The 26,358-nt window shown below is 65.3% G+C and carries 25 protein-coding genes; 5 read left to right on the top strand and 20 right to left on the bottom strand.

Features of this window, described 5'->3' with window-relative positions:
* Positions 1 to 55: 55 nt before the first annotated feature.
* Positions 56 to 1,015 (top strand): helix-turn-helix transcriptional regulator, encoded by a 960-nt coding sequence (locus tag GOACH_RS15535; RefSeq protein WP_005176632.1) that lies wholly within the window; start codon positions 56 to 58, stop codon positions 1,013 to 1,015.
* A 25-nt stretch (positions 1,016 to 1,040) separates the two neighbouring features.
* On the opposite strand, the gene mutM is transcribed toward GOACH_RS15535, so the two are convergent.
* From mutM to rsmD, 6 genes are all read right to left on the bottom strand, one after another.
* Entirely contained in the window at positions 1,041 to 1,922 is an 882-nt protein-coding gene (gene mutM, locus GOACH_RS15530) for a bifunctional DNA-formamidopyrimidine glycosylase/DNA-(apurinic or apyrimidinic site) lyase (RefSeq protein ID WP_005176629.1), read from the bottom strand.
* Positions 1,915 to 2,700, bottom strand: coding sequence for a ribonuclease III (gene rnc / locus GOACH_RS15525; RefSeq protein ID WP_005176627.1), 786 nt, complete (start codon positions 2,698 to 2,700; stop codon positions 1,915 to 1,917). Before rnc ends, mutM begins: the two co-directional genes overlap by 8 nt.
* Positions 2,697 to 3,308 carry a YceD family protein gene (locus tag GOACH_RS15520; protein ID WP_005176624.1) on the bottom strand — a complete coding sequence of 204 codons (612 nt, stop codon included), beginning with the start codon at positions 3,306 to 3,308 and terminating at the stop codon, positions 2,697 to 2,699. Before GOACH_RS15520 ends, rnc begins: the two co-directional genes overlap by 4 nt.
* Before the next feature lie 52 nt (positions 3,309 to 3,360).
* Complete coding sequence (locus GOACH_RS15515; RefSeq protein ID WP_373279101.1) at positions 3,361 to 4,197, bottom strand: DivIVA domain-containing protein; 837 nt, start codon at positions 4,195 to 4,197, stop codon at positions 3,361 to 3,363.
* 185 nt (positions 4,198 to 4,382) lie between these two features.
* Positions 4,383 to 4,871 carry a pantetheine-phosphate adenylyltransferase gene (coaD, locus tag GOACH_RS15510; RefSeq protein ID WP_005176617.1) on the bottom strand — a complete coding sequence of 163 codons (489 nt, stop codon included), beginning with the start codon at positions 4,869 to 4,871 and terminating at the stop codon, positions 4,383 to 4,385.
* Entirely contained in the window at positions 4,868 to 5,440 is a 573-nt protein-coding gene (rsmD, locus tag GOACH_RS15505; protein ID WP_005176605.1) for a 16S rRNA (guanine(966)-N(2))-methyltransferase RsmD, read from the bottom strand. Before rsmD ends, coaD begins: the two co-directional genes overlap by 4 nt.
* A 188-nt stretch (positions 5,441 to 5,628) precedes the next feature.
* Between rsmD and ectA the strand changes: the two genes are divergently transcribed.
* The 4 genes from ectA (at position 5,629) to GOACH_RS15485 (ending at position 9,042) form a co-directional block, all read left to right on the top strand.
* Complete coding sequence (ectA, locus tag GOACH_RS15500; protein ID WP_040518910.1) at positions 5,629 to 6,156, top strand: diaminobutyrate acetyltransferase; 528 nt, start codon at positions 5,629 to 5,631, stop codon at positions 6,154 to 6,156.
* Between the two features lie 203 nt (positions 6,157 to 6,359).
* The gene (gene ectB / locus GOACH_RS15495) at positions 6,360 to 7,631 is read left to right on the top strand and encodes a diaminobutyrate--2-oxoglutarate transaminase (RefSeq protein ID WP_005176601.1); all 1,272 of its coding nucleotides are present in this window, start codon (positions 6,360 to 6,362) and stop codon (positions 7,629 to 7,631) included.
* Positions 7,628 to 8,053 carry an ectoine synthase gene (locus GOACH_RS15490; protein ID WP_005176598.1) on the top strand — a complete coding sequence of 142 codons (426 nt, stop codon included), beginning with the start codon at positions 7,628 to 7,630 and terminating at the stop codon, positions 8,051 to 8,053. Before ectB ends, GOACH_RS15490 begins: the two co-directional genes overlap by 4 nt.
* Before the next feature lie 92 nt (positions 8,054 to 8,145).
* A complete protein-coding gene (locus tag GOACH_RS15485; RefSeq protein ID WP_005176596.1) occupies positions 8,146 to 9,042 on the top strand; it encodes an NAD-dependent protein deacetylase in 897 nt (298 codons plus the stop codon).
* Here GOACH_RS15485 and proB read toward each other — a convergent pair.
* From proB to GOACH_RS15415, 14 genes are all read right to left on the bottom strand, one after another.
* On the bottom strand, positions 9,011 to 10,126 hold the full coding sequence (gene proB, locus GOACH_RS15480; protein ID WP_040518937.1) for a glutamate 5-kinase: 1,116 nt from the start codon (positions 10,124 to 10,126) through the stop codon (positions 9,011 to 9,013). The two genes, GOACH_RS15485 and proB, sit on opposite strands and share 32 nt — an antisense overlap.
* On the bottom strand, positions 10,119 to 11,576 hold the full coding sequence (gene obgE, locus GOACH_RS15475) for a GTPase ObgE (protein ID WP_005176591.1): 1,458 nt from the start codon (positions 11,574 to 11,576) through the stop codon (positions 10,119 to 10,121). Before obgE ends, proB begins: the two co-directional genes overlap by 8 nt.
* Positions 11,577 to 11,728: 152 nt before the next feature.
* On the bottom strand, positions 11,729 to 11,992 hold the full coding sequence (gene rpmA / locus GOACH_RS15470; protein ID WP_005176589.1) for a 50S ribosomal protein L27: 264 nt from the start codon (positions 11,990 to 11,992) through the stop codon (positions 11,729 to 11,731).
* Positions 11,993 to 12,052: 60 nt separating this feature from the next.
* On the bottom strand, positions 12,053 to 12,364 hold the full coding sequence (rplU, locus tag GOACH_RS15465) for a 50S ribosomal protein L21 (protein WP_005176586.1): 312 nt from the start codon (positions 12,362 to 12,364) through the stop codon (positions 12,053 to 12,055).
* Positions 12,365 to 12,643: 279 nt separating this feature from the next.
* On the bottom strand, positions 12,644 to 15,961 hold the full coding sequence (locus GOACH_RS15460) for a translation initiation factor IF-2 N-terminal domain-containing protein (protein ID WP_005176583.1): 3,318 nt from the start codon (positions 15,959 to 15,961) through the stop codon (positions 12,644 to 12,646).
* A gap of 450 nt (positions 15,962 to 16,411) precedes the next feature.
* Positions 16,412 to 16,828, bottom strand: a complete 417-nt coding sequence (gene ndk / locus GOACH_RS15455) for a nucleoside-diphosphate kinase (protein ID WP_040518936.1) — start codon at positions 16,826 to 16,828, stop codon at positions 16,412 to 16,414.
* A gap of 64 nt (positions 16,829 to 16,892) precedes the next feature.
* A complete protein-coding gene (locus GOACH_RS15450; RefSeq protein ID WP_005176579.1) occupies positions 16,893 to 17,444 on the bottom strand; it encodes a hypothetical protein in 552 nt (183 codons plus the stop codon).
* A gap of 214 nt (positions 17,445 to 17,658) precedes the next feature.
* Positions 17,659 to 18,552: an undecaprenyl-diphosphate phosphatase gene (locus GOACH_RS15445; protein WP_005176577.1), complete on the bottom strand. Its 894-nt coding sequence runs from the start codon at positions 18,550 to 18,552 to the stop codon at positions 17,659 to 17,661.
* 101 nt (positions 18,553 to 18,653) lie between these two features.
* On the bottom strand, positions 18,654 to 19,067 hold the full coding sequence (locus GOACH_RS15440; protein WP_005176575.1) for a DUF4233 domain-containing protein: 414 nt from the start codon (positions 19,065 to 19,067) through the stop codon (positions 18,654 to 18,656).
* Complete coding sequence (folC, locus tag GOACH_RS15435) at positions 19,064 to 20,644, bottom strand: bifunctional tetrahydrofolate synthase/dihydrofolate synthase (RefSeq protein WP_005176573.1); 1,581 nt, start codon at positions 20,642 to 20,644, stop codon at positions 19,064 to 19,066. Before folC ends, GOACH_RS15440 begins: the two co-directional genes overlap by 4 nt.
* Positions 20,641 to 23,289 carry a valine--tRNA ligase gene (locus tag GOACH_RS15430; RefSeq protein WP_005176571.1) on the bottom strand — a complete coding sequence of 883 codons (2,649 nt, stop codon included), beginning with the start codon at positions 23,287 to 23,289 and terminating at the stop codon, positions 20,641 to 20,643. The genes folC and GOACH_RS15430 overlap by 4 nt, the downstream gene beginning before the upstream one ends.
* A gap of 55 nt (positions 23,290 to 23,344) precedes the next feature.
* The gene (locus tag GOACH_RS15425) at positions 23,345 to 23,980 is read right to left on the bottom strand and encodes a molybdenum cofactor guanylyltransferase (protein ID WP_005176568.1); all 636 of its coding nucleotides are present in this window, start codon (positions 23,978 to 23,980) and stop codon (positions 23,345 to 23,347) included.
* A 99-nt stretch (positions 23,981 to 24,079) separates the two neighbouring features.
* Positions 24,080 to 25,360, bottom strand: coding sequence for an ATP-dependent Clp protease ATP-binding subunit ClpX (clpX, locus tag GOACH_RS15420; protein ID WP_005176564.1), 1,281 nt, complete (start codon positions 25,358 to 25,360; stop codon positions 24,080 to 24,082).
* A gap of 272 nt (positions 25,361 to 25,632) precedes the next feature.
* Entirely contained in the window at positions 25,633 to 26,322 is a 690-nt protein-coding gene (locus GOACH_RS15415) for an ATP-dependent Clp protease proteolytic subunit (RefSeq protein WP_005176557.1), read from the bottom strand.
* Between the last annotated feature and the right edge of the window lie 36 nt (positions 26,323 to 26,358).

The following is a 26,358-nucleotide window of genomic DNA, read 5'->3' as shown; positions in this document are numbered from 1 at the left end:
ACACTATGAGCAGATCCGGCCGGATTCTGACCGCGATGTGTGCCATCGTGACGACATGGCGGATGTGACCAGAAGAATGCTGGATCTCCTCAGCTTGTTGCAGACCAAGCGGCAGTTCACCGGCGCCGAACTCGTCACCCGGCTCGGGGTCAGCGAGCGCACCGTTCGCCGCGATATCGATCGCCTGCGCCACTACGGCTACCCGGTCGACGCTGCGCCAGGACCTGGCGGACGCTACGGCCTCACCGCGGGGCGAGCGATTCCCCCACTGATGTTCGACGACGACGAAGTCGTTGCGATCATGCTCGCACTGGCGGCGAGCGCGAGCACCGATCCGGGTGGCCCTGGCACGATCGGCGAAGCGATGACCAGGGCATATGGAAAGCTGGATCACCTCTTGCCGATCCGATTGGCGGCGAGCGCCACTGCGATACGAGCCAGCGTCGAGGCCGAGGCGTTCCACTCACCGGTTGTCGACATCGCCGACATCACCCGCATCGCCACGGCCATTCACCAGCATCGCGAACTGGAGTTCGACTACCGGCGAGCCGATCGGGTCGCCCACCGCCGCGTCGAACCGCATCGTCAGGTCCACCACCTCCTGCGGTGGTATCTCGTCGCGTGGGATGTCGACAAGGACGCCTGGCGAGTCTTCCGCACAGACCGAATCGACACTCTCGTGCTGCGCACCGCGACGTTTACCCCACGCCCGATGCCCGAGGGCGCAGCACTCGACCTCGTCAAGGTCGGGGTGACGCGCTCTAGCCGACAAGCCGTCGTGACTGTCGAGGCGTCGGTCGATGACGTCGTCGCCGCGCTGGCCTATCAGTCCATGGAGGTCGAGGCGACCGGCGAGGGCCGAACCCGCGTGACACTCTGGTGCGAGGACTGGCACTGGCTTCTGTTCGTTCTCAGCCACCTCGACTGCGCTTTCACGATCGACGAGCCCACCGAATGGTCGGACACCATTGAGCGTTTCGCGGCATCGGTCGCGCGGCGGCCGGCGAGCCGGTGACGACAGGCGCCAGGTCGACAGGTGGCTAGCGTTTGCGCTGACAGACCGGGCAGTAGAAGCTCGAGCGGTTCATGAACTCCTCGCGTCGCATCGGCGTCCCGCAGCGTCGGCAGGGTTGCCCCGCGCGCCCGTAGGCGTTCAACGATCGTTCGAAGTACCCCGACTGCCCGTTGACGTTGACGTACAGCGCGTCGAACGACGTGCCGCCCACCGCCAACGCATCGCTCATCACCTCGGTCGCCGCGTCGAGCAATTCGGCGAGTTTCGCCTTCGAGATTCCGTCGGTCACACGGGTTCCGTTGAGCCGAGCCCTCCACAGCGCCTCATCGGCGTAGATGTTGCCGACACCCGAGATCAGCGACTGGTCGAGAAGCGCCCGTTTGACCTCGGTGTGCTTGCCGCGCATCCGACGCACCACGTCGTCACGGTCGAATGCGGGATCAAACGGATCGGGCGCAATGTGTGCGATCGAGCGGGGCAGTGCTCCGGAATCGCCGGGTAGCTCGACACCTGCGTCGACATAGTCGTCGAGATGCCAGCCGCCGAAGGTTCGCTGGTCGACGAACCGCAGCTCATTGCCGTCATCGAGTGTCGCCCGTACCCGAAGATGGGTGTGATCGGGTGCGCCGACCCGTGCCACAAGCATCTGCCCGCTCATGCCCAGGTGGACGACGAGCGCGAACCGGTCATCGCCCTGCGGCGCCGCGACGTCGAGCCACAAGTACTTGCCTCGTCGACGAGCGGCGAGAATCGTTGCGCCCCTGAGCCTTCCGATGAGATCGGGAGCGTCGCCGACGTGCCTGCGAACCGCTCGCGGGTGCAACACCTCGACGTCGGTGATGGTGCGCCCGACGACGTGCTTCTCGAGACCTGCACGAACGGTTTCGACTTCGGGAAGCTCAGGCATCGTTCGCAGCGCCGCGCTCGGTGAGCGCCTGCCATGCCAGAGATGCTGCCTTCTGCTCGGCTTCCTTCTTGGTGCGCCCGATACCCTCGCCAAGTTCTTCCCCTGCGATCACCGCACGCGCGGTGAACTCCTTGCTGTGGTCGGGGCCTGTGGAGCTGATCTGGTACTGAGGCGGCCCGTAGCCGCGTTCGGCCGCAAGCTCCTGCAGCGACGTCTTCCAGTCGAGACCGGCGCCGAGCTCACCCGCGCGCTCGAGGATCTCATCGAAGAGGTCGAGGATGATGCGCTGCGAGGTCTCAAGGCCATGATCGAGATACATTGCGCCGAAAAGTGATTCGAGCCCGTCAGCCAGGATCGAATCCTTGTCACGGCCACCGGTCAGCTCTTCGCCGCGCCCGAGATAGAGGTGGCGCCCCAGGCCGCCCTCCCCTAGTCCCCGCGCGACGTCGGCCAGCGCATGCATGTTGACGACGCTGGCCCGGATCTTCGCGAGCTCACCCTCGGGACGATCCGGGTACCGCAGATACAACCGCTCGGTGATCACGACGCCGAGCACCGAATCGCCGAGGAACTCCAGGCGCTCGTTGGTCGGCAACCCACCGTTCTCGTAGGCGTAGGACCGGTGGGTCAACGCGAGGGTGAGTAGTTCATCAGAAATGGGTGTGCCGAGTGCGGCGAGCAACGACCCGACGCCCTCTTTCTCGACGCTCCCGGTCGTGCGGGCTTCATGCTTGCCGTGGTGGGGTGCAGGCGACGCCGCGTCGTCGACACCGCTCACGCCGAACCCCGTTCGCCTCGGCCTGAATCCTTCGCCCCCTGCTCCAGCGAGCCGAACTTGTCGGCGAGACCGGCCCACCGCGGGTCGATGTCTCGTGCGAGTGACCCGGGTTCGGCGACGGCCAACCGCACGCCGCATTCGCTACACAGGCCTGCACAGTCCTCACTGCACAGCGGAGACATCGGCAGTTCGAGCGCGACAGCGTCGATCACGGCCTGCTCGAGGTCGATTCGATCGTCGACGATCCGGTGGACGTCTTCGGAATCGGTCGTCTGTTCGGTCTCGCTGTCGGGATAGGCGTACAACTCTGTCAGGAACACAGTGACGGTCCCGTCGACGGGTTCAAGACAGCGCACGCACTGCCCCTCGGTCTCACCGGAGACCGTGCCGGTGACCAGCACACCCTCGGACACAGACTCGAGACGAAGGTCGAGGTCGACGTCGGATCCCGCGGGAATGGCGATCATCTCGACGCCGATCCGCTCAGGTGCGACGACCGTGCGATGCACCTCTTCCATCGTCCCCGGTCGTCTGCCCATCGAGCGGATGTCGAGGACGAAGGGATCGCGCTGCGCCTGCGCACCTTGAGTCACTGCATTCTCGGCCACATGTGCACCATACGCTCGGGCAGGCCATTCATCGAACGACCCGACGCGCCAGTCAGACCGCGAGTGGCGAGCTGGTGTCGTGCAGGTCGCCCGAACCGGGTCGTGCCTGCTCAGCGCTCATCCGGCGAGCACCCGCATCGTCGACGCTCCGCGGGTATTCGACGTAGTCGTGCATGCCCGCGCCGGTGCGCAACTGGTGCCGCCCACGGTTGACCGAACGGAGGGTCCCGGTGAGGACTTCCTCGAACTCGGCGAGCTTCTCGTCGACGTACACGTCGCAGTCACCGCGCAGACGGTCGGCCTCGGCGTGCGCGGCGTCGATGATCCGCTCGGCCTCGGACTTGGCTGCCGCGACGACCTCGGTCTCCGACACCAGTCGCTGCTGCTCGGCGATACCGTCCGCCACGGACTTGTCGTAGGTGTTGTTCGCGGAGTCGATGGTCCGCTGCGCCTCGGCGCGTGCGCGCCCCGTCACCGCATCGAATTCACGTGCAGCGCTCGTCGAGAGCCGGTGGGCTTCGGACGTCGCCTCGTCGAGCAGGTTCTTGCCGTGCGTGCTGGCCTCGTCGACCATCCGATCCGCCTGCGCCTTGGCATCGGCGAGGATGCGGTCGGCCTCGGCGCGGGCGTGCGCGAGCATCGCGTCGGATTCCGACTCGGCGGTGGTCACGACCTTATCGGCGTGATCGGCGGCGTCGCCGAGCATGTTCTCGCGCTGGTCGAGCACGTCCTGGGCGTCGTCGAGTTCGCCGGGGATCGAGTCCTTGATGTCGTCGAGGAGTTCAAGCACATCACCACGCGGTACGACGCACCCGGCGGTCATGGGAACGCTTCGCGCCTCTTCGACGATGGCCACGAGTTCGTCGAGAGCTTCAAATACCCGGTACACAGCTACCCCAATCCGGCTCATGCCATTGCTTTCGGTGAACCTCGCGCCGCGATGACACGAGCCCACCTGAAACTGATGTGACTATTGTGCCGAATGTGATCGCTGGGATTATGGAGCTGGATGATATGGGCGTGTCGCCTGTGACCATTGTGGCGACTCAGCGGCGCCGATGAGCGCTCCAAAAGTCAGACCGTGCGCTCCCCCGCCAGCACGGCGAGGAGCCGGGAATGTATATGCGGAGAGAGGTAGGGCGACGCGTCGCCACCGAGCTTGGCCACCTCTTTGACCAGTGAACTCGACACGTGCGCGAAACGCGGATCGGTGATCATGAAGACCGTTTCGACGTCGGCGAGCTCACGGTTCATCTGCGCCATCGGGAGTTCGTAGTCGAAATCGACACCCGACCGCAGTCCCTTCACCAGGGTTGCGATGCGGTGTTCGGTCAGATAGTCGACGAGCAGGCCGGTCCAGCGATCGACCCGCACGTTGGGCAGGTCGGCGCAGTCCTCTTCGATGAGCGCTATGCGTTCGTCGATACTGAACAGCCCGTGCTTGTTGGGGTTGACCACCACGACGACGACGATCTCGTCGAACGCGGACGCCGCACGTTCGACGACGTATCGGTGCCCCCGGGTGAACGGGTCGAAGGAGCCGGGAATCACTGCGCTGCTCATGGCGTAAACCTACCGACTTGCACCCGTGTCTCCCCGTAGACCTTCTCGACGATCACATCGAACACCTCCGGCCACGTCGGAGGGGTCGACCGCACGTCCCGTTCGACGACCACGACTGCGTCGTCGGCGAGCCACGCGGATGCGAGTCGTCGCAGGTCTGCCTCGACCTCGTCAGTCTCGAGGGCGTACGGAGGATCAGAGAACACGAGATCGAAGCCTGCCGACTCCGCATCCCGTGCACCCGCTTCCGAGAGAAAGGACGCGACCGGTGCCGTCACGACCCGCGTCCGCCCCGCAATGCCGAGCGACCTCAGGTTGGCGGCGACGACCGAGGTGGCACGGCTACGACTGTCCACCAGGACGGCCGACGCCGCGCCGCGTGACACCGCCTCGATGGCGAGCGCGCCCGAACCCGCGTACAAATCGAGAACACGCGCGTCGTCGAACTCGATCCGCGCCCCGAGCACACTGAATACGGCCTCGCGGACACGGTCGGACGTCGGCCTGGTCCCGTCGTCGGGAACCTTGAGTCGACGCCCGCCGAACTCGCCGGCGATAATCCTCGTCATTGCACGTATTCTTCCCCTGATCGGCATCGTCTCCTGCACCCACCTCGTCATCAGGACGTGGTCGCGAATTGCATGCATGTGACCCCAATCACATTGCGGTGTTGAACTGCGCGGACACCGTGCTTTCTATGTCCGATTTCCGCAGCAGCATGACTTCGCTGACACACGTTGTTAACCTTTTAAACGTTATGAGCCCTTCCTCAACGAGAACGGCCCCATCAACTGTCCTGACGATCGAATATCGGATGCCCACGGTGTCCGACGGAACCCGACTCTGGGAAATCGCCTCAGATTCACAGGTTCTCGACGTCAACTCGAGTTACGCCTATGTGCTGTGGTGCCACGACTACGCCGACACCTCGATTGTCGCCGAAGTCGACGGCCGCGCAGTAGGTTTCGTCACCGGGTACCGACGCCCGTCGGACCCGTCGACGATCATGGTCTGGCAGGTCGCCGTAGACGACGACTTCCGCGGACATGGGATCGCAGCAAAGATGCTGCACCACCTGTTCGATCGTGTTCGGCGCAGTTCGGTGGTGGCCATGCACACCACAATCAGTCCCGACAATGTTGCGTCACAACGCCTCTTCGCATCGGTGGCGCGCGATCGCGGCCTGGATTTCGTCCGACGTGATCTCTTCGCCGTCGACGACTTCCCCGACGCACACGAGCCCGAGGATCTCTACATGCTCGAGCCCAAGGTCGGCGAACCCTAACCCGTCCGCCGGTGGCGACGTTGCCCCGGCCCTCACGAAACGGCTCACTGCGCCGCACGCTCCCTGATGCGGAAAGTGCATGCGTCGGTCTTCGACGTCCGTCAGCGAGTCGGCGCGCACCGGCGCGTCCCCACAGCAGTTCTCGACGACGCGCGGCCGAACTGAGCTGTGGCCCACAGATTTCCCACTATGGAGGATGCAGGATGCAACTTCTCGAAACCACCATCGATGACTCGGTGTTCACCCAGAATGAGTCCGAGGTCCGCAGCTACTGCCGCAACTGGCCGACCGTGTTCGGCCGTGCGCGAGGCTCGTGGATCACCGATACCGAAGGCCGCGAATACCTCGACTTCTTCGCGGGCGCGGGTGCACTGAACTATGGACACAATCACCCGATCCTCAAAGAGGCTCTCCTCGAATACATCTCGGCGGACGGCATCACCCACGGCCTCGACATGGCGACCGTGGCGAAGGGTCAGTTCCTCGAGACCTTCCAGAACAAGATTCTCGCGCCGCGTGGACTCGACTACAAGGTCCAGTTCCCCGGCCCCACCGGCACCAACGCTGTCGAGTCGGCACTGAAGTTGGCCCGTAAGGTTACCGGCCGCGAGTCGATCGTCAGCTTCACCAACGCCTTCCACGGCATGACGCTCGGATCGCTGTCCGTGACGGGCAATTCCATGAAGCGCGCCGGTGCAGGCATCCCGCTGGTCCATGCCACCCCGATGCCCTTCGACAACTACCTCGACGGCACGGTCGAGGACTTCAGTTGGTTCGAGCGCGTGCTCGAGGATTCCGGCAGCGGCCTCAACACCCCTGCCGCGGTCATCGTCGAGACCGTGCAGGGCGAGGGCGGCGTCAACGTCGCACGTGCCGAGTGGCTGCGCGGACTTGCCGACCTGTGCAAGCGTCGCGACATCCTGCTGATCGTCGACGACGTCCAGATGGGCTGCGGCCGCACGGGCGAGTTCTTCTCGTTCGAGGAAGCAGGCATCAAGCCCGACATCGTCACCATGTCGAAGTCGATCAGCGGTTACGGCCTGCCCATGGCCCTGACCTTGATCCGTCGTGACCTCGACGTCTGGGCCCCAGGCGAACACAATGGCACCTTCCGCGGCAACAATCCCGCATTCATCACCGCGACGAAGGCCATCGAGGAGTTCTGGTCCGACGACCAGCTCACCCGCGACGTCTACCGCAAGGGTCGCCAGATCGACGAGGTCTTCTCGGCTCTCTCCGATCGCCACGAAGGTCTGTCGACGCGTGGCCGCGGTATGGTCCGCGGACTCGTCTTCGCCGAGCCGACACTCGCCGCCAAGGCGTGTGCCCGCGCATTCGGCGCCGGATTGCTCGCCGAGACGTCCGGCCCCTCGGATGAGGTTGTGAAACTTCTTCCGCCGCTCAACATTTCCACCGAAGAACTTGACCGCGGACTCGGCATCCTCGTCGATTCCGTGGAGGAGGTGATCGCATGATCGTCCGTACCACCCAGGAAATCACCGGCACCGACCGCGAGGTCGCCGATCCCAAGGGCAACTGGGTGTCCAAGCGCATCGTCCTCGGCGGCGACGGCGTCGGCTTCTCGTTCCACGAGACCACCATCAAGGCCGGGAGCGTCAACGACTTCCACTATGCCAACCACATCGAGGCGGTCTGGCTCGTCGAGGGCGAGGGCACCCTCCTCAACAGGGACACCGGGGAGACCTATCCTCTCGCCGCAGGCTCGATGTACCTGCTCAACGACCACGATCGCCACACGGTGACGGCCGAGACCGAGATGCGCATGCTGTGCGTCTTCAACCCTCCGGTCGTCGGCACCGAGGTACACGACGAGAACGGCATCTATCCCCTCGTCACCGTCCCGGAGCAGCCGAACGGCAAGCACGCCAACGCCTGATCGTTTTCGGCGACTGTCCGACATCGACTCGTCCGCGGCCTCGTATTCTCGAGGCCGCGGACGAGTCGTATCAGCGGTCTATTCTGGACAGAGTGCGCACGCGGTTACAGATCGGCTGGACGCCGGCCGAACCGACCCTGATCGACGACGACCTCGATTCCCGTATCGAGCAGATGCGGCATCTCCTCGACGGTCGCCGGTGTGTCGTACTCACCGGAGCAGGTATCTCCACCGACTCCGGTATCCCCGACTATCGCAGTCCCGGTGCACCGGTCCGCACACCCATGACGCTCGAGATGTTCCTGTCCTCACCGGAGTTCCGGCGCCACTACTGGGCGCGTAATCACCTCGGCTGGCGCCACATGGACGCCGCACGTCCCAACGCCTCCCATCACGCACTGACCGATCTACAGCGCGACGGACGCGTCACCACGGTGATCACCCAGAACGTCGACATGTTGCACACCAAGGCGGGCACACGCGGGGTGATCGAGTTGCACGGTTGTTATGGACGTGTCCGGTGTCTGGACTGCGGACAAACCATGTCACGACGCCGCCTCGCCGACGCGCTGGAGGCGTTGAATCCGGGATTCGCCGAACGCATGGCCAGTCGCGGAGCGATCGAGGTGGCCCCCGATGCCGACGCAACACTCGACGACACGGGCGGCTTCATCGTCGCCGACTGCGCTGCGTGCGGCGGGACCCTCAAGCCCGATATCGTCTACTTCGGCGAGAACGCGTCGAAAGACACGGTGCAGCAAGCATTCTCGGCAGTCGACGACGCCGACGCGATGATCGTCGTCGGCTCGTCGCTGACTGTGATGTCCGGTCTGCGGTTCGCACGGCACGCGCATCGCTCGGGAAAACCGCTCGTGGTGATCAACCGCGGCACGACCCGCGCCGACGACATCGCCGACCTCAAGATCGACCACTACTGCGGCGAGGTGCTCCCCGCGCTCAGACGGCGACCAGATCGTCGGCGTGAATGACGGGGCGGTGCAATTCGTTCGGAAGTTCCGATGTCGAGCGGCCCACCATGCGGGCGACGTCGTCGGAGTCGTAACTGCTGACCCCCCGCGCACGTAGATTGCCCTCGGTGTCGACGAGTTCCACCACATCGCCGTCGTAGAAGCGTCCGCGCACCCCGACGACACCCGCGCCGAGAAGCGAGCGTCGGCGCCGTGCGACCGCCGCGACAGCGCCGTCGTCGAGCACGATCTGCCCACGCGCGTCGGCAGCGTGTCTGACCCAGAAGCGTCTGGCGGACAGGCGTTCCGGACGTGCGGCGAACACGGTGCCGACCGACCCGTCTCCGAGCGCGCGGTCGGCCTCGGCCGCGGCGGCCAGCAGAACCGGCACCCCTGCGTCGGCCGAGAGGCGGGCTGCAGCCAGCTTGGACGCCATGCCGCCGGTTCCCAGTGCCCCGCCCGAGCCGGCGATCACACCATCGAGATCCTCCGGGCCGTTCACCTCGTGGATGAAGCGCGCACGTTGGCCGTCGGGGCCGACCTTGCGCGGATCACCGTCGTAGAGGCCGTCGACGTCGGAGAGCAGCATGAGCGCATCCGCGCCTGCCAGATGCGCGACCAGCGCGGCGAGACGGTCGTTGTCGCCGAAGCGGATCTCGTTGGTGGCCACCGTGTCGTTCTCGTTGACCACGGCGACGGCGTGCAGCGCGCGTAGCCGGTTGAGCGTGCGCTGCGCATTGGCGTGGTGAGCCCGGTTGGAGATGTCGTCGGCGGTCAGCAACACCTGCCCGACCGTGCGGCCGTAGCGGTGAAACGACGTACCCCATGCGTGCGCGAGAGCCAGCTGCCCGACACTCGCTGCCGCCTGCTTGGTGGCGAGGTCCGTCGGCCGTTTCTTGAGTCCGAGGGGCGCGATACCCGCACCGATCGCTCCCGACGACACCACGATGACGTCCGAACCGGCCCGCATCCGCGCCTCGAGCGCATCAGTGAGCCGATCGAGTCGTTCACGATCGAGGCCGCTGTCGAGGTCAGTGATCGCCGAGGACCCGATCTTGACGACGATGCTCCGAGCTGCCGCGATCGACTCCCGGACGTCACTCACCGTCGGGCTCATCCTGCAACCCGCGGCGCAGACGACGCGCCTCCTTGCGCTCGGCGGCACCGACGCGTTCGGAGCGGTCGAGCCGAATGTCGGTGCCGCGCCCCGTGATCGGGACGTCGTCGCCCATCGGTGTCGTCGGCTCCCAGTCGAAGCTGACGTCGCCGATGGTGACCGGCGCCCCGGGTTCGGCTCCGAGCCGGACGAGTTCGTCCTCGACGCCGAGGCGGTTGAGACGGTCGGCGAGGTAGCCGACCGCTTCGTCGTTGTCGAACTGGGTCTGCGCGATCCACCGCTCGGGTCGCGTACCGCGCACGATGAACCCGCCCGGCGTCGCGGGGTCGGCGACCACCGTGAAACCACTGTCGTCCACAGGCTTCGGCCGGATGACTGGTCGACGGGCCGCAGGTTTCGGATGGGATTCGCGATATTCGTCGACCATCGTGGCGAGTGCGTCGGTCAGCTCCTTGAGGCCCTGGTGCGCGACCGCCGAGATCCGGAACACAGGCCAACCGCGTTCTGCGAGTTCGGGTTCGACCAGATCGGCGAGCTCGTTGGCCTCGGGCACGTCGGTCTTGTTCAAGATCACCACGCGCGGACGCTCGGCGAGGTCGTCGAGTCCGTGGTCGGAGTGGAGCGCGGGCTCGTACGCGGCGAGTTCGGCTTCGAGCGCGTCGATGTCGGACACGGGATCGCGCCCCGGTTCCAGTGTCGCGAGGTCGACGACATGCGCGAGCACCGCGCAGCGTTCGAGGTGACGAAGAAACTCCAACCCCAGCCCGCGACCGCTCGACGCACCCGGAATCAGCCCGGGCACGTCGGCGATGGTGAATACCCCTCCGGCCGTCTGCACGACGCCCAGATTGGGTTGCAGTGTGGTGAACGGGTAGTCGGCGATCTTGGGCTTGGCGGCCGAGAGCACCGACACCAACGACGACTTGCCCGCGGACGGGAACCCCACGAGTCCGACGTCGGCAACCGACTTCAGCTCGAGAACGAGATCACGGTGCTGCCCCTCCTCGCCGAGGAGTGCGAAGCCGGGAGCCTTGCGTGCCTTGGACGCCAGCGCAGCATTGCCGAGTCCGCCGCGCCCACCCGAGGCGGCGTCGAACGTCGTCCCCTCCCCGACCAGGTCGGCCAGGATGGCGCCGTTCTCATCGAGCACGACGGTGCCATCTGGTACATGGAGGATCAGGTCGTCACCGTTGGCGCCATTGCGGTGGTCTCCCATGCCCGGCGTCCCGTTGCCCGCCTTCGCGTGCGGCCGGAAGTGGAAGTCGAGCAGCGTGTGTACCTGAGGATCGACGACGAGGCGCACGGAGCCGCCATTGCCGCCGTTGCCCCCGTCAGGGCCGCCGAGCGGCTTGAACTTCTCCCGATGCACCGACGAACAGCCGTGGCCACCATTGCCCGCGGCGACGTGAATGGTCACCCGGTCGACGAACCGCGACATGACGTCCTTTCTCGTTCGATGATCTCCGCACCTGCTGCGGTCGCCTCGTCGAACCTGATGTGTTGTTCACCCTTTGAAACAACAGGGCGGGCCGGGTGCATATGCCCCTGGCCCGCCCTGTGATGAGAGCTGTGTGCTCGAAAACCGCTCGGTCAGGCCTGCACGGTCTCCGGAACGATGTTCACGGTCTTGCGGCCGCGCTTGGTGCCGAACTGCACCGCGCCCGACTCGAGAGCGAACAGGGTGTCGTCGCCACCGCGACCGACGTTGACGCCCGGGTGGAACTTGGTGCCGCGCTGGCGGACCAGGATCTCACCCGCGCTGACCTGCTGACCGCCGAAGCGCTTCACACCGAGGCGCTGGGCGTTGGAATCGCGACCGTTGCGCGAGCTGGACGCGCCCTTCTTGTGTGCCATTTTCTCGTCCTCCTGGCTACCTGGATGTCTGGGTGGGGATCAGGGCCGTGGCCCCGGGATTTACTTGATACCGGTGACCTTGAGGACCGTCAGCTTCTGACGGTGGCCCTGGCGCTTGTGGTAGCCGGTCTTGTTCTTGAACTTGTGGATGCGGATCTTCGGGCCCTTGACGTGCTCGACCACCTCACCGGTGACCGAGATCTTCGCGAGCTTGTCCGCGTCGGTGGTCAGGGTCGAGCCGTCGACGACAAGCGCCACGGGCAGGCTCACGCTGCTGCCGGGCTCGCTGTCGATCTTCTCGACCTTCACAATGTCGCCCTCAGCGACCTTGTACTGCTTACCGCCGGTCTTGACGATCGCGTACGTTGCCATCGAAGCTGTCCTCTTACTCATCATCGGGCTCGCGGCGCGTTCGTCGCGCACGAGCGTTGTGGGTGTGTGCGTCCCGGTGCGGGCCGCACGGCATCGGGCATTGCTGCCCGGGATGCTCACGGATCACACCAGAGGGCCTGTCCGCGGGTCTCGTCAGCAGTGCTCACAGCATGACCGGCACAGCTCGAACCCTCCGCGGAAGGCGACCAATCAAGATTACGGGACGCCCGACCGCTGGGTCAAACTCGCCCTATCATGTCATGGCTGCTGACGTGCTACTCAGTCCTCCACCGGAGGTCCAGCGGGCCGCCCGGCGGTGCGCCTGCGCGGTCGACGCCGCACCGCGACGGTTGTCGGCGCCGACGACACCGGTCCGAACGTCGTCAGCGGCTCGCTCGCGGGGGTCTCGTCGCTGAGTACCACCGGCTCGGCCACCCCTGTCGGCGATGCGGCCCGACGCACCGCACGGCGTCGACGTTTCGCCGACTGTGCGCTCCCGTCCGTCGACTGTGCGCTCTCGTCCGTCGACTGTGCGCTCTTGTCCGCCGACTGTGCGCTCCCGTCCGTCGACTGTGCGCCCGTCGCATCGGTTGAGGAGGTCACGGCCTCGTCGACGACCGTCTCGACGTCGACGACCTCGCTGTCCTCGTCATGGGTGTGCGCAGCCATCGCGCGGAACATCGGATGCTCGGCAGGGTTGTGGGCAGGTTTCTGCTCGACCTGCTCGGTCTTCTTCTTGCTGCGGCGAGACCGCTTCGAGCCGGAATTCTCCGATCTTCCGCCGTCGTCCGAGGTCACCTCGACAGGACTCGAATGCACGATGATCCCCCGGCCACCGCACGTCGTGCAGGTCGTCGAGAACGCCTCGAGCAGACCCGTGCCGAGTCGCTTGCGCGTCATCTGAACCAGCCCGAGCGACGTGACCTCGGAGACCTGGTGGCGTGTGCGATCGCGCGAGAGCGCCTCGGTCAGCCGACGCAGCACCAGGTCACGGTTGGACTCGAGCACCATGTCGATGAAGTCGACGATGATCATGCCGCCGATGTCCCGCAGTCGCATCTGCCGCACGATCTCCTCGGCAGCCTCGAGGTTGTTGCGCGTCACCGTTTCCTCGAGGTTGCCACCCGAGCCGGTGAACTTACCCGTGTTGACGTCGACGACGGTCATCGCCTCGGTGTGCTCGATGATCAGCGTGCCGCCCGAGGGCAACCACACCTTCCGGTCGAGGGCCTTGGCCAACTGCTCGTCGATGCGGTGCACGACAAACGAATCCGGTGCATCGGCACGCGGGCGCTCGAAGCGCTCCACCCGATCCATCAGATCCGGTGCAACCGAACTGACGTAACCCTCGACGAGGTTCCATGCCTTGTCGCCTTCGACGACGAGCTTCTTGAAGTCTTCGTTGAACAGGTCGCGCACCACGCGGACCAGCAGGTCGGGCTCCTCGTAGAGGGGGCGCGGCGAGACGGATCCCTTGTTGGCCTTGCCGAATGCCTCGTCGATCGACTTCCACTGCTTCTCGAGTCGCTCGATGTCGGCGGCGAGGTCTTCGGCGCTCACGCCCTCGGACGCCGTGCGGATGATGACCCCTGCGTCGTCGGGTACCAGCTTGGCGAGGATCTGCTTGAGGCGCTTGCGCTCGACATCGGGAAGCTTGCGGCTGATACCGGTCGACGTTCCGCCCGGCACATAGACCAGGTAGCGCCCGGCCAACGAGATCTGTGTGGTCAGGCGAGCGCCCTTGTGTCCGACCGGGTCCTTGCTGACCTGAACGAGCACCGGATCGCCCGGCTTGAGAGCCTGCTCGATCTTGCGGGACCCGCCATCGAGTCCCGCGGCATCCCAATTGACCTCGCCCGCGTAGAGCACGCCGTTACGACCGCGACCGATGTCGACGAAGGCGGCCTCCATACCGGGCAGCACGTTCTGAACGCGCCCGATGTAGATGTTCCCGACCATCGACGACGACGTCTCCGTGGTGACGAAGTGCTCGACGAGCACACCGTCTTCGAGGACGGCGACCTGCGTGTAGTCCTCGACAGGCGTGACGTGATCGTGCTCGTCGGACTGCGCAAGTCGCACGTTGGCACTGCGCTCGCGCACCACCATCACGCGGTCGACGGCCTCGCGTCGCGCGAGAAACTCCGATTCACTCAGGATCGGCGGCCGACGGCGGCCAGCGTCTCGTCCGTCGCGGCGTCGCTGACGCTTGGCCTCGAGTCGTGTTGAACCCGAGATGCCCTGAACCTCGTCGCGTGCTCGCTTGCTGCGCGGTTCGCGTTCGTGGACCACGGTGTTCGGCGGATCATCGGGCGACGCGTCGTCGGAGTCACCGCTGCCGCCCTTGCGACGGCGGCGGCGCCTGCGGCGCTTCGTCGACGATCCCTCCCCGGACTCGGAGTCGTCAGAATCGTCCGAACCGGCCTCGGCCTTGTCGGAGTCGTCGTCGGTCTTCTCATCAGCGTCTGCGTGCCGACCTTCTGGCTCCTTGCCCTCGGCGGGCTTGCCCTTGCCGGACTTCTTGCGCTTCTTTCCCGCCGGCCGATCGCCCGAGTCCGTCTCGGTCGCGTCGGTCTCCGACCGGTTCGCGTCAGCCTGGTCGGTGTCTCCGTGATCAGAGTCCGACTCCGAGTGCTCGGGCTCGGTGGACTCGGAGATGTCGGTGTCGTCATTCTGGTCCCGATCGTTCTGATCACCGCGGCCGCGTCCGCGGCCCCGACGACCCCGCCGACGACGACGGTTACGGCTGCCCTCGTCTCCGGAGGTCTCGGTCTCGTCCGAGTCCGCTGCGTCCGCAGCCGGACTCGACGTCGATTCCTGCGCATCGGATCGGGCATCGACGTCGCTACGCGGTTCGCGCTTTGTGCCCTCTGAGGCGGCCGCTTCGACGGCGTCATCGTCGCTGCTCTTGCGGTGCCGGCCGCTGGGGGCCTCGGATGCCGCAACCGGCGCGGGAGGAAGGAACAGCGGGCCGGTGGCGAACTCGTCGGCCGGAGCCGGCACATGCGGGTTCTCCGTCTCGATCGCGGAGAAGAGCGTGTGGGCTTCCGGCGCACTCGCCTCGTCGGTCGAGGCAGGCGCATCCGAGTCGGTTACGGAGTCCGCAGTCGTGGACTCGACTGCGGATTCGGCGTCTAGGGCCTTGGGTACAGAATCAGCCGTCGCGGACTCGGCTGCGGACTCGGCGTCCACCGTCTCGGATACAGAATCCGCGGTAGCCACGCCAGCGGTCGGCTCACCCTGAGGAGCGACACTCTCGGACGTCTGGCTACTGGTGTCGCCGGGCCCGGGCGCCTCGGATGACTCGGTGGTCGCGGACTCCTCGGACACCTGCTCGGGCGTGGAGGCGGCAGCCTCCGCGGCTTCGTCTGCCTCGAGGTGGTTGCGCACGCGGTCGGCAACGGCCTGCGCCATGCTGCGTTCGACGCTCGATTGAGCACTTCTGCTCGGCCAACCCAGTTCTGTGAGGTGTGCCAGCACCTGCCTACTCGTGAGGCCGAGTGTGCGCGCCAACGCGTGCACCCGAAGCTTGCTGGGAAAATCCTCCGCCGAGCCTGACGCAGCGTTCGCGTCGATCGGCGACCCGTTGTCGGTCACTGATGTCTCCTTGAACCCCCGGGCGCGACATTGTCGGCGGCCACGCGAGGGTCTCTCGTGTGTCCCGATCCTTCCGGACCGGTGTTATATGGTCTCCGCGCTCCTGGTGTTCCGTTGTCCGGAGTCCGCAGGCTGCGCTCTTGCTGGGTGATGAGGCCCGTCATGCCTTCCACGCCATGCGCGGCGGTGTGAACCGCCCGTCGAGTCTCTACCTCGACGTCGATGGGGAAAGCGATCTGTCGAACGCGAGTAGTGCGAACCGCTGCCAACTGCAACGATCTCCACTGCCTTGTCCGGCGCCGAACGCCATCGTCGTCATCACGAGCAGAGTGTGTTCGCGATAACCAAGCAAGTATCCCACACGGGGCGACCTATCCCGCAAACTATGCAAGAAAGCGCGCGTCGACGGCTTGACTTCCGTCGACGCGCGCGTGATCTCGCGGGATGTGCTCAGTCGGTCAGGTCGGGGAACCACAGAGCGATCTCACGCTCCGCCGATTCCGGTGAATCCGACCCGTGGACAAGGTTGTACTGCGTGCTCAGCGCGAAATCGCCGCGGATCGTGCCCGGCACGGCCTTTTCCACAGGGTCGGTGCCGCCGGCGATCTGCCGGAACGCAGCGACCGCGCGCGGTCCCTCCAGCACGGCCGCGACCAGCGGACCCCCCGTGATGAACTCGACCAGCGACGGATAGAAGGGCTTCCCCTCGTGCTCCGCGTAATGCTTGGCCGCGAGGTCGTCGCTGACATTCTTGAGTTCGAGAGCGGCGAAGGTGAGACCCTTGCGCTCGATGCGGGCGAGGATGTCGCCGACGAGTGCGCGAGAGACGCCGTCGGGCTTGATGAGTACCAGTGTCCGTTCAGTCACGAGCACACTGTAGCGACCCGACGCCGCCACACCACTCCGACCTGGCGATTCCAGCCCCAGGTGCTCAGGGGCAGTACTTGGGCTCGATCGGGAAGAACCCGTAATCGAACAGATTTCCCGCTGTGGTGTGCGAATTGATGATCACCTGGACGCATCCGCCCGGTTCAGCGAGGGCCGCGGTGACCGCACGGTCGAACTGCCCGGCGAAGGCCAGGTTCGCGGGTCGATACGAGTCGGGTACCGGAAGTGCCGCGACCGCCTGCGGCAGATTCATCGCGTCCATACGCTTGGTCAGATCGTGCGTCGCCAGGTAGCCGTAAGCCTCACCGGGCACAGGCATCGGAGGTCCCGGCGTCGGAAGCGGGATGTCGGGGTTTGCGGTGCCGCGGTCAACAGACGGTGGCGTGGACTGAGGTGCCGCCGACCGAGGTTCCGCCGACTGGGGCGCCCCCGACAGGGGTGCAGTCGATTGGGGAGCAGCCGAGGCCTCCGGCGCGCCGATCACACCCAGAGACACCAGCGCCAGGGAGGCTGCTGTCGCCAAAGCGAGACGGCCATGCCGCGACGCCTGTGCTGCAGGGCGGAGGAAAAAAGTGGTCGGGGCGCGAAAGGTCACGCGGCTCCTCTCGGATAGACGACGTATCCGACGTCGTACGGGACCTCTCGTCGCCACCCAGGACGCAAGACGTCATAACGAGCGCGCGGGGACCGTCGAATCGCAGATGCAGCCCCCGGGTGCGTGCGCCATTGTCACAGAGCACACCGGGAATGCAAAGATGCATACATCACATTTCGGTCCGCTTCGTCGCGGGCATCGTCGTCGACGCCGCTCAGGCGAAGTGCACGACGCTGATCGCGCCCGCCACGAGGCAGTAGACCACAAACGGGTAGAGCGTTCTGGTGTGGAAGTACTTCGCCAGAAACGCTACCGCGGCGAACGCCGCGACAAACGCACACGCCGAACCGACGAGTACCTGTCCCCCGATGCCCTGGCCGTCTGGCCCGAACAACTCTGGGATCTTGAGCACACCGGCGGCGAGTATGACCGGCGTGGCGAGCAGGAAGGCGAAGTGCGCGGCATCCTCGTGATCGAGACCACGCAGCAGACCGGCAGAGATCGTCGTTCCCGACCGTGAGATCCCCGGGAACAGCGCGAGAATCTGCGCCGACCCGATCGCCGTGCCCTCGCGAAACGACAACGAGGTCACCGGCCGGGCAGGGGCCTGCCGTGCCACGGCATGCCTCCCGATTCGACGGCGCCGCCTGCGCAGCAGTTCCGTGGTGAGCAGCACCAGACCGTTGAGGAACAACAGGATCGCCGCCGCGAGTGGGGTGGCGAACAAGACGCGCAGCGGTTTCTCGGCAACGAGACCCACGACGCCAACCGGAATCGTTCCCGCGATGAGAAGCCACGCCAGCCGACCGTCGTTGTCGTCGATGACGCTGCGACGCCGAATGGACCGGATGAGTCCGGTGACGATACGCACCCAGTCACGCCAGTAGAAAAGTATCAAGGCGAGCGCGGTCGCCACGTGCAGCGCGACGACGAATGCCAGGAAGGGAGTGTGACCGGAGCTCTTCGACTCGGTGACCAGCGAAGCCCAGTCGCCGCCGAGCCACGCAGGCACGAGGATCGAATGGCCGAGACTCGATACCGGGAACAGTTCGGTGACACCCTGCAGCAATCCGAGCACGACGGCTTGCGGGTAGGACAGATCACTCACGTCGGCGGCCCCCTCAACTCGGACGACGAACGTCGCCCCGGGAGGCCACAGTAGCGAAATCCGTTGCGCCGCGCGCTAATCGGACAATTGCGGCGACGACCTCACCCCTCGATGGGCTCCTGCCCGTAGAGCAGTCCGCGGTCGATCCGTTTCTGGACGTCACCCTTGATGTAGCGGATGTAGAGCCACACGCAACCGAAGATCACACCGATCACCGCGATGGACCAGTGGAAGACACCACCGATGATGACAAGCACCTGCAGTGCCAGATCGATGTTCAGTGCCTGTGGTCGCTTCTGCATACCGACGGCGAGCACCATGAGCACCGTCACCACACCCAGGTACGTTCCGGAAACCCACGTCAGGCCGTTTCCCACCCGCGCCACGATCGGGAAGGTCAGGATCATCACGATGATCTCGAGCACCATCGTGCCCGCCATGACACCGCGCAGACCCTTCCACGGATCGTTTGTCGGTGGAGTGAACTTCGGTGCCTCACTTGCGGATTCGCTCATGACGGGTCCTTCCCGAACAGGGTACGTCCCGCACCTGCGGTCACGACCGACCCTGTGATCACCACGCCCGCTCCGGAGACCGGCTCGCCGTCGGATTCCTCTGCGAGTCCGATCGCCATCTCGACGGCGTCGGGCAGGAAGGGCTCCACGTGGACCCGTTCCTCGCCGAACACCTCACGTGCGGTCTCGGCGAGAGCCTCGGCCTCCACTGCCCGCGGTGATCCGTTGTTGGTGATGACCACCGCGTCGAGCACCGGCTCGAGCTGGGTGAGGAATCCCTCGGCGTCCTTGTCGCCGAGCATTCCGACCACACCGACGAGACGGCGGAAGTCGAACTCGTCCGTGAGTGCGTGTGCCAATGCGTGCGCCCCGTGCGGGTTGTGCGCGGCGTCGACGAACACCGTCGGTGCGCTGCGCACCCGTTCGAGCTTTCCCGGACTGCTGACCGCGGCGAAACCGGCACGGACGGCGTCGATGTCGAGCTGTCTATCGGGGCCGGCACCGAAGAACGCTTCAACGGCAGCAAGCGCAATCGAGGCATTCTGCGCCTGGTGCTCGCCGTGCAGTGGCAGGAAGACCTCGTCGTACACGCCACCGAGTCCCTGCAGCCGCAGCATCTGGCCACCGACCGCGGTGATCGAGTCGAGCACGGCGAACTCCGAGTTCTGCCGTGCGACGACGGTGTCCTGTGCGACGGCCTCCCGTAACAGAACGTCCATCACCTCGGGCTCCTGCGGCGCAATCACCGTCACGGGATCGGTCACCACCAGATCGTCCTTGGCCGGCTTGATGATCCCGGCCTTCTCCCCTGCGATCGCTGCGAGCGAATCGCCGAGGTAGTCGGCGTGATCCATCGCGATCGGGGTGACGACGGCGACTGTCGCGTCGACGACGTTGGTTGCGTCCCAACGCCCGCCCATCCCCGTCTCGACCACGGCGACGTCGACAGGTGCCTCGGCGAAGTAGGCGAACGCGATGGCGGTGAGGACCTCGAACTTACTCATTCGCGGACCGTCGGCCGCGGTCGACGAATCGTCGACCATGGTGATGTACGGCTCGATGTCGCGGTAGGTGTCGATGAAGTCGCGCGCCGGGATGGGCCGACCGTCGATTGCGATGCGTTCGGTGACCCGCTGCAGGTGCGGACTCGTGTAACGGCCGGATCGGCGATGCAACGCGACCATCAATGCGTCGATCATCCGCGTGACAGACGTCTTGCCGTTGGTACCGGCGATGTGGATGGCCGGATAGGCGTGCTGCGGTGAGCCGAGAAGATCCATCAACGCTGCGATCCGCGTGAGTGACGGCTCGATCCGCGTTTCGGGCCACCGTGTGTCGAGTTCGTTCTCCAGATCGGCGAGCTCGGCCAGATCCGACGGGCTGTCGACGACGATGATCGGTGTGTCATCGATGTCGTCGCCGAGGAGCGACCCCAGATTCATCGGGTCGGGTTCGACGTCGCCGTCCTCGTACCCCGCGAAATCGGCAGAGGTGAAGATCGGGTCGTCGTCACCGTCTGGAGAGTCGGGAACATAGTCGTCGTCCGACCGGTCTGAACGGCCGTCGCGCGGACTCATGACCCGCCCAGCGATGCCAGTTTCGCCGTGAGCCGCTCGACTTCCTCGGTCGCCACCTGCTGCCGCTGCCGGATCTTGGCGACGACGTGGTCGGGAGCCTTCGCGAGGAACTGCTCGTTACCGAGTTTGCCGGTCGTCTGCGAGAGTTCCTTTTCCGCGGCGGCGAGATCTTTGGCCGCGCGCTTACGTTCGGCTTCGATGTCGACGGTCCCCGACGTATCGATGCGGACCGTCACCGTCGCCGATGACAGGCGCACGTCGATGGTCGCGGTCGCGCCGAAATCATCGCCCGCGGGATCCAGACGTGCGAGTGAGTCGAGGTAGGGACGCGTCTCTGCGAGGCCCGCAACGTCGAGACCGTCGATCTCTGCCGCGACCCGCTGCCCGGGACGGAGTCCCTGGTCGCTGCGGAACCGTCGGACCTCTGTGATCAACCGTTGCAGATCATCGATCTCGGTGGCAGCGGCGCCATCGGTCGGACGGCCCGAACGTGTCGGCCATGGTGCGATCACCACAGACTCGCCGCCGGTCAGCGCTTTCCACAAGACCTCGGTGACGAACGGCATGACCGGTGACAACGCGCGCAACAGGGGATCGAGAACCGCGCCGAGCACCAGCGCGGTCGTCTGCGAGCGCTGCGGATCCCCTTCGGCGAACTGCACTTTGGCGAGTTCGAGGTACCAGTCGCAGACCTCGTCCCACGCGAAGTGGTACAGCGCCTCGCAGGCTTTCGAGAACTCGTACGAGTCGAAGCCGCTGTCGACGTCGGTGAGCACCTCGTCGAGCCGTCCGAGAATCCAACGGTCGGCGACGGTGAGCGCAGCGGCGTCGGAGAGTTCACCGTCGGCAGGCACCTGTGCACCGTTCATCAGCGCGAACTTCGTGGCGTTGTACAGCTTCGTCGCGAAGTTGCGTGACGATTGTGCGTGATCCTCGCCGACGGAGATGTCCGAACCCGGGTTGGCACCTCGAGCGAGCGTGAAACGCAGCGCGTCGGCACCGAAGCGGTCGACCCAGTCGAGCGGATCGATGCCGTTCCCGCGCGACTTCGACATCTTCTTCCCGTGCTCGTCGCGCACCAGACCATGCAGGAAGAGGTTGTGGAACGGCACCTTCTTGTCGGCGTCGAGTTGCTTGCCGACGTACGTGCCGAACATCATCATGCGCGCCACCCAGAAGAACAGGATGTCGTATCCGGTGACGAGAACCGATGTGGGATAGAACTTCTCGAAATCGGGAGTGTCGTCAGGCCAGCCGAGCGTCGAGAACGGCCACAGACCGGACGAGAACCACGTATCCAGAACGTCGGTCTCCTGGACATACCCTTCGGGAGCCTTCTCGTCGGGTCCGACACACACCACCTCGCCGTTGGGGCCGTACCAGATCGGAATCCGGTGCCCCCACCACAGCTGACGCGAGATCGTCCAGTCGTGCATGTCGTCAACCCATGCGAACCACCGCGGCTCCATCGACGTCGGATGGATGACCGTTGATCCGTCGCGCACAGCGTCACCGGCGGCCTTGGCCAGTGATTGCACCTTGACCCACCACTGCATGGACAGTCGGGGCTCGATCGGCTCACCCGTCCGCTCCGAGTGCCCGACGCTGTGCAGGTACGGCCGGACCTCTTTCACGATCCGTCCCTGCGCGGCAAGCGCTTCGCGGATCTTGACCCTCGCCTCAAAGCGGTCCATGCCGTCGAACTCGGTCCCGGTGCCGGCGATGCGCGCTTCCTCATCCATGATCGTCGGCATCGGCAAGCCATGGCGCGTCCCGACGGCGAAGTCGTTCGGGTCGTGTGCCGGGGTGATCTTGACGGCGCCGGTACCGAACTCCGGATCGACATAGTCGTCGGCGATGACCGGGATCTTTCGATCAACGAACGGATGGTCGAGCTCGGTTCCGACGAGAGCCGCATATCGCTCGTCGTCGGGATGGACGGCTATCGCCGTATCGCCGAGCATCGTCTCCATTCGCGTGGTCGCCACGACGATGTGCGGCTCCGAATCGTCGAGCGATCCGTACCGGAAGCTGACGAGTTCGCCCTCGACATCGGCATAGCTGACCTCGATGTCGCTGACCGCTGTCTTCAGCACAGGTGACCAGTTGACCAGACGCTCCGCCTGGTAGATCAGCCCGTCGTCGTACATCCTCTTGAAGACCGTCTGGACCGCGCGCGAGAGCCCCTCGTCCATGGTGAAACGCTCGCGGGTCCAGTCGACGCCGTCGCCCAGTCGACGCATCTGCTCGCCGATATTGCCGCTGATCTCGGCCTTCTCCTGCCAAACACGTTCGATGAACGCGTCACGGCCGAGATCGTCGCGCGTCAGCCCCTCGGCGGCGAGCTTGCGCTCGACCATCGTCTGCATCGCGATGGCGGCGTGGTCCATACCGGGCAGCCACAGCGTCTCGAAGCCCTGCATCCGCGCGCGCCGGGTCAGCGCGTCCATCAGGACGTGCTCGTAGGCGTGCCCCATGTGCAACGATCCGTTGACATTGGGCGGCGGAATGACGATGGAATAGGCGGGCTTGTCGCTGGTGGCATCCGGGGTGAAGTATCCGGCGTCAACCCAGCCCTGGTAGAGCTTCGACTCGTGGTCGGCAGGGTCCCAGGACTTCGGCAGCGCAGGCGTCGAGTCGGTCACCCTTCAATCTTAGGGAACCGCTCCGACGGCACTCGCACCCTCTCCGGGCAGCCGCTCAACCGATCGCCTCGGCGCGCGCGGCGTCGGCCGAGATACGGACACGGTGCACGTCCTCGGGCGAGTTGACGTTGGTCAGCCACAGCGGGTCGGAGACGGTGACGCGATAGGTTGCGAGTGCTTCGAGTGCAGCGGTCATCCGACGCTCCCCTGCTGCGACGAGTTCAGCGATGGCGTCCGCGGCGTCGGTGCGGTAGATCGCAGCCATCGGATGATCACGTTCTGCGTCGTGCGCGACGACGGCCCCCGCGGTGTCGGTGACCGCCGCCTGCAACTCGTCGATGAGTTCCGGCTCGATGAGAGGCATATCGGTGGCCGAGACGAAGGCGAGCTCACAGCCTGCATCGCGTGCCGCCGCCAGTCCGACGGCGAGGCCGGCGAGTGGCCCTGCTCCCGGTTCCTCATCGGTGACCCACGTGGCATCCGGCCCACCGGTTCCATGTAACAGCCGGTAGGCAGCAGAGTCTTCGGTTGCGACGACGAACACCGGCTCGCAGCGCTGCGAGATGGTTCGCACCAGACCCGCCAGCATCGGCTCGCCATTCCAGTCCAGTGCCGCCTTGTCGCTGCCCATCCTGCGTGAGCGGCCGCCCGCCAACACAATGCCCGCGGTTGTCTCTTCGCTGCGTGTCATCTGCTCAGTCTGTACCAGCTGCGCCGTCGACGTCTGCAAGACGACGAAACGCGGGTCACCGTCCGGAGACGATGACCCGCGTGTCGAAGACCAGATATGTCAGGCGCTCTTGTCCCGACGCTCCTCGGAGCTACTCGACCGCGGCACGATGGTCGGCAAGACATTGTCGTTGACGGTCTCCGCGGTCACGACGACCTTTTCGACGTCGTCCCGGCTGGGGATGTCGTACATGACCGGCAGCAACACTTCTTCCATGATCGCGCGAAGTCCGCGGGCACCGGTGCCACGATGGATCGCCTGGTCGGCCACCGCTTCCAGGGCGTCCTGAGTGAACTCGAGTTCCACGTCGTCCATGTCGAAAAGCTTGGTGTACTGCTTGACCAGCGCGTTCTTCGGTTCCGACAGGATCGACACGAGCGATTCCTTGTCGAGGTTGGTCACCGACGCAATCATCGGCAGACGGCCGATGAACTCGGGGATCAGACCGAACTTGATGAGGTCCTCGGGCATCACGTCAGCGAAGTGATCGGTGGTGTCCACATCCTCACGGCTGGCCACCTCGTTGCCGAAACCGATGCCGCGCTTGCCGATGCGCTCCGAGATGATCTTCTCGAGACCCGCGAACGCACCTGCCACGATGAACAGCACGTTGGTCGTGTCGATCTGAATGAATTCCTGGTGGGGGTGCTTGCGCCCACCCTGCGGCGGAACGGAGGCCTGCGTACCCTCGAGAATCTTCAACAGGGCCTGCTGCACACCCTCGCCCGACACATCGCGTGTGATCGACGGGTTCTCGCTCTTGCGGGCAATCTTGTCGACCTCGTCGATGTAGATGATCCCGGTCTCTGCCCGCTTGACGTCATAGTCGGCAGCCTGGATGAGCTTGAGGAGAATGTTCTCGACATCTTCACCCACGTAGCCGGCCTCGGTCAGCGCGGTCGCGTCAGCAATCGCGAACGGCACGTTGAGCATCTTGGCCAGTGTCTGCGCGAGGTAGGTCTTACCGCAGCCGGTGGGGCCGAGCATGAGGATGTTCGATTTGGCGAGCTCGACGACCTCGCCGCTGCGGGCATCCTTCTTCTCCCCCGCCTGGATACGCTTGTAGTGGTTGTACACGGCGACCGCGAGCGTGCGCTTGGCCGTGTCCTGACCGATGACGTAGTTCTCGAGGAAGTCGCGGATCTCCGCCGGCTTGGGCAGCTCATCGAGCTTCACATCGCCGTTCTCGGCCAACTCTTCTTCGATGATCTCGTTGCAGAGGTCGATGCACTCGTCACAGATGTACACGCCGGGCCCGGCAATGAGCTTCTTGACCTGCTTCTGACTCTTTCCACAGAACGAGCACTTCAGCAGATCGCCGCCGTCTCCGATTCGTGCCATCGCGCGCTGTACCTACTTCCCTTGCTTGCCGTGCTGCCGTATCGCCGTGTCGTCTCGAAGAACCCGTTGCAGAGGCAGTCGGACGCGGACCATCGCTTCACGCAGGATCGCCCGATATCACGACGGTACCCGCGCGTGGACATAACTTCGACCGATAAGAGCAAATGTCGTCAACGAGTTTCGACGCCTCCGACCACCTGCTCGCCCGAGCGGTGCGGCACTCAGCATGCCCCTTGTCCCGCACCGCCCCGGGGAACCTCGCGGGTGTGTCGCTACTTCTTGAGCGACTTCTTCCGGTACTCGAACACCTCGTCCACGATCCCGTATTCCTTGGCCTGATCGGCCGTCAGAATGTTGTCGCGATCGGTGTCCTTGCGGATCTTCTCCTTGCTCTGCCCGGTGTGTCCGGCAAGGATCTCGTCGAGCCTGTTGCGGATGCGCTCGATCTCCGCAGCCTGGATCTCGAGATCGGACACCTGGCCCTGGAAGGCGCCACCGGTGCGCGGCTGGTGGATCAAGATGGTTGCGTTGGGCAGTGCAGCGCGCTTACCGGGGCTGCCGCCCGCGAGCAGGATCGCAGCAGCCGACGCCGCCTCACCGAGGCAGACGGTCACGATGTCGCAGTGGACGTACTGCATCGTGTCGTAGATGGCGAGCATGTCCGGCACGCTTCCGCCCGGCGAATTGATGTACATCGTGATGTCGCGGTCAGGGTCCTGGGACTCGAGCACGAGCAGCTGCGCCATCACGTCGTTGGCAACCGTCTGATCGATCGGGGTCCCGACGAAGACGATGCGCTCCTCGAACAGCTTCGCGTACGGGTCGTACTGCCGCTGGCCATTAGGAGTGTGCTCGATGAATTGCGGGAGGATGTAACGCATTTCGATGTTCTTCAGCGCGAGCGCCGCAGCGGGAATACCTGCGGCGACGTCGGCCGACAGCGAGTCGTACATGTTGGTCATGGTCTGCTCCGTGAAAGTGTGAGGTGACGGGTGAAC

It is taken from the genome of Gordonia aichiensis NBRC 108223 (assembly GCF_000332975.1).
Lineage (GTDB): Bacteria > Actinomycetota > Actinomycetes > Mycobacteriales > Mycobacteriaceae > Gordonia > Gordonia aichiensis.
Note: the sequence above shows the minus strand (reverse complement) of the source record. Positions and strands in the feature narration are given on the sequence as shown.

What these genes read in the sequence shown, in the direction of transcription:
- GOACH_RS15425 (WP_005176568.1), bottom strand. Translation starts at nt 23,980, where the DNA reads ATGACACGCAGCGAAGAGACAACCGCGGGCATTGTGTTGGCGGGCGGC.
- obgE (WP_005176591.1), bottom strand. Translation starts at nt 11,576, where the DNA reads ATGTCGCGGTTCGTCGACCGGGTGACCATTCACGTCGCCGCGGGCAAT.
- GOACH_RS15415 (WP_005176557.1), bottom strand. Translation starts at nt 26,322, where the DNA reads ATGACCAACATGTACGACTCGCTGTCGGCCGACGTCGCCGCAGGTATT.
- GOACH_RS15490 (WP_005176598.1), top strand. Translation starts at nt 7,628, where the DNA reads ATGATCGTCCGTACCACCCAGGAAATCACCGGCACCGACCGCGAGGTC.
- mutM (WP_005176629.1), bottom strand. Translation starts at nt 1,922, where the DNA reads ATGCCTGAGCTTCCCGAAGTCGAAACCGTTCGTGCAGGTCTCGAGAAG.
- rsmD (WP_005176605.1), bottom strand. Translation starts at nt 5,440, where the DNA reads ATGACGAGGATTATCGCCGGCGAGTTCGGCGGGCGTCGACTCAAGGTT.
- folC (WP_005176573.1), bottom strand. Translation starts at nt 20,644, where the DNA reads ATGAGTCCGCGCGACGGCCGTTCAGACCGGTCGGACGACGACTATGTT.
- GOACH_RS15535 (WP_005176632.1), top strand. Translation starts at nt 56, where the DNA reads ATGGCGGATGTGACCAGAAGAATGCTGGATCTCCTCAGCTTGTTGCAG.
- ectA (WP_040518910.1), top strand. Translation starts at nt 5,629, where the DNA reads ATGAGCCCTTCCTCAACGAGAACGGCCCCATCAACTGTCCTGACGATC.
- GOACH_RS15440 (WP_005176575.1), bottom strand. Translation starts at nt 19,067, where the DNA reads ATGAGCGAATCCGCAAGTGAGGCACCGAAGTTCACTCCACCGACAAAC.
- rpmA (WP_005176589.1), bottom strand. Translation starts at nt 11,992, where the DNA reads ATGGCACACAAGAAGGGCGCGTCCAGCTCGCGCAACGGTCGCGATTCC.
- ectB (WP_005176601.1), top strand. Translation starts at nt 6,360, where the DNA reads ATGCAACTTCTCGAAACCACCATCGATGACTCGGTGTTCACCCAGAAT.
- coaD (WP_005176617.1), bottom strand. Translation starts at nt 4,871, where the DNA reads ATGAGCAGCGCAGTGATTCCCGGCTCCTTCGACCCGTTCACCCGGGGG.
- rplU (WP_005176586.1), bottom strand. Translation starts at nt 12,364, where the DNA reads ATGGCAACGTACGCGATCGTCAAGACCGGCGGTAAGCAGTACAAGGTC.
- clpX (WP_005176564.1), bottom strand. Translation starts at nt 25,360, where the DNA reads ATGGCACGAATCGGAGACGGCGGCGATCTGCTGAAGTGCTCGTTCTGT.